The organism is Mesorhizobium sp., from assembly GCF_024509055.1.
Taxonomy (GTDB): domain Bacteria; phylum Pseudomonadota; class Alphaproteobacteria; order Rhizobiales; family Rhizobiaceae; genus Mesorhizobium.
In genome coordinates this window covers 857-3,141 of record NZ_JANINM010000205.1, presented here as the reverse complement: position 1 = coordinate 3,141, position 2,285 = coordinate 857, and the positions used below count along the sequence as shown (strand labels likewise).

Here is a 2,285-nt window from a genome sequence, read left to right as displayed (position 1 = left end):
GCTGGCTGAAGGCTGGCGCCGCCGGCCTGCTTTGCGCCTCGATGCCGGAAAAATACGGCGGCTCGGGCGGCACCTTCGCACATGAGAGCGCCATCATCGAGGCGATCGGCCATGTCGGAGTCGACGGCTTCGGCATCGGCCTGCACAACTCCATCGTCGCGCCTTACATCCTTCACTATGGCTCCGAGGAGCAGAAGCAGAAGTGGCTGCCGAAGCTGGCGACCGGCGAGTTGATCGGCGCCATCGCCATGACCGAGCCCGGCGCCGGCTCCGACCTGCAAGGCGTGAAGACCCGCGCCGAGAAGGATGGCAACCACTACAAGATCAGCGGTTCCAAGACCTTCATCACCAACGGCCAGCTCGCCAACCTGATCATAGTCGTGACCAAGACCGATCCGGAAAAGGGCGCCAAGGGCACGTCGCTGATCGTCGTCGAGACCGACGATGCCGAAGGCTTCGAGCGCGGCCGCAACCTCGACAAGATCGGACTGAAGTCGAACGACACTTCCGAGCTGTTCTTCAACGACGTGCGCGTGCCGACCTCCAACCTGCTCGGCCATGAGGAAGGCAAGGGCTTCGTCCAGCTGATGCAGCAATTGCCGCAGGAGCGGTTGCAGATCGGCACCGGCGCTATCGCCATGATCGAACGGGCGCTCGCGCTCACCATCGACTACGTCAAGGAGCGCAAGGCCTTCGGTAAGCCGATCATCGATTTCCAGAACACCCAGTTCAAGCTGGCTGAATTGAAGACCGAGGCGACCATCGGCCGCGTCTTCTACAATGATTGCGTCGCCCGCCATGTCGATGGCGGCCTCGACCCGGTCACCGCCTCGATGGCCAAATACTGGCTGTCGGACCTGCAGGGCAAGGTCGTCGACGAATGCCTTCAACTGCATGGCGGCTATGGCTACATGAATGAATACCCGATCGCCCGCATGTACCGCGACGCCCGCGTCCAGCGCATCTATGGCGGCACCAACGAGATCATGAAATTGCTGATCGGACGCTCTCTGTGAGCGTCGCGACCGGCAAAGCCAAGGAGCACGAAAATGACTGAGGCTTACGTCTATGACGCCGTGCGCACGCCGCGCGGCAAGGGCAAGAAGGATGGCTCGCTGCACGAGGTGCCAGCGGTGCGGCTCGCCGCCAGGACGCTGGAAGCATTGCGCGACCGCAACGGGCTCGACACGGGCAACGTCGACGATATCATCTTCGGCTGCGTCGATCCGGTCGGTGAGGCGGGCTCCGTCATTCCGCGCGCCGCGGCCTTCGAGGCCGGCTTCGACACCAGGGCGCCGGGCATGCAGATCTCGCGCTTCTGCGCATCGGGCCTCGACGCCATCAATTTCGGCGCCGCCAAGATCGCTCAAGGGGCCGACGAGATCGTCATTGCCGGCGGCGTCGAATCCATGTCGCGCGTCGGCATGGGCATGTCGGGGGGCGCCTGGTTCATGGATCCGTCCGTGGGCCTGCCCGGCTGGTTCGTGCCCCAGGGCATCTCGGCCGACCTGATTGCCACCAAGTATGGCTTCAGCCGCGACGACGTCGACGCCTATGCGGTCGAGAGCCAGAAGCGCGCCGCCAAGGCGTGGGGCGAGGGCCGGTTCAAGAATTCGGTGATCCCGATCAAGGACCAGAACGGCCTCACCATCCTCGACCATGACGAGCACATGCGGCCCACGACCGACATGCAGTCGCTCGCCTCGCTCAATCCGTCCTTCGTCATGCCGGGCGAGATGGGCGGCTTCGACGCGGTGGCTGTGCAGAAGCACCCGGAGGTCGAGGAGGTCAACCACGTCCATCACGCCGGCAATTCCTCCGGCATCGTCGACGGCGCGGCCGCCGTGTTGCTCGGCTCCAAGAAGGTTGGGAAAGCCATGGGGATCAAACCCCGCGCGCGCATCCGCTCTTTCGCCAACATCGGCTCCGAACCGGTGCTAATGCTGACCGGTCCGGTCGACGTCACCGAGAAGCTGCTGAAGCGCGCCAAGATGAAGCTCTCTGACATCGACCTGTTCGAGCTCAACGAGGCCTTTGCCTCGGTGGTGCTGCGCTACATGCAGGCCTTCGACATCCCGCACGACCAGATCAACGTCAATGGCGGCGCCATCGCCATGGGCCATCCGCTCGGCGCCACCGGCGCCATGATCTTCGGCACTGTGCTGGACGAGTTGGAGCGCCGCGACCTCAACACAGCGCTGGTCACGCTCTGCATCGGCGCCGGCATGGGCACCGCGACCATCATCGAACGCGTCTGACGAGGGAGAGAGACAATGAGCTACACC

2 protein-coding genes are annotated in these 2,285 nt (G+C 64.0%); both read left to right on the top strand.

Features of this window, described 5'->3' with window-relative positions:
- Window positions 1-1,016, top strand: a 1,016-nt coding sequence (locus Q0L57_RS09545) for an acyl-CoA dehydrogenase family protein (RefSeq protein WP_296741579.1), incomplete at its 5' end; no start/stop codon positions are given.
- A gap of 33 nt (window positions 1,017-1,049) precedes the next feature.
- A complete protein-coding gene (locus tag Q0L57_RS09540; RefSeq protein WP_296741576.1) occupies window positions 1,050-2,258 on the top strand; it encodes an acetyl-CoA C-acetyltransferase in 1,209 nt (402 codons plus the stop codon).
- The last annotated feature ends 27 nt before the right edge of the window (window positions 2,259-2,285 follow it).

Bases quoted from the DNA above. Each gene is read 5' to 3' on its own strand.
- Q0L57_RS09540 (WP_296741576.1), top strand. From the start codon at position 1,050: ATGACTGAGGCTTACGTCTATGACGCCGTGCGCACGCCGCGCGGCAAG.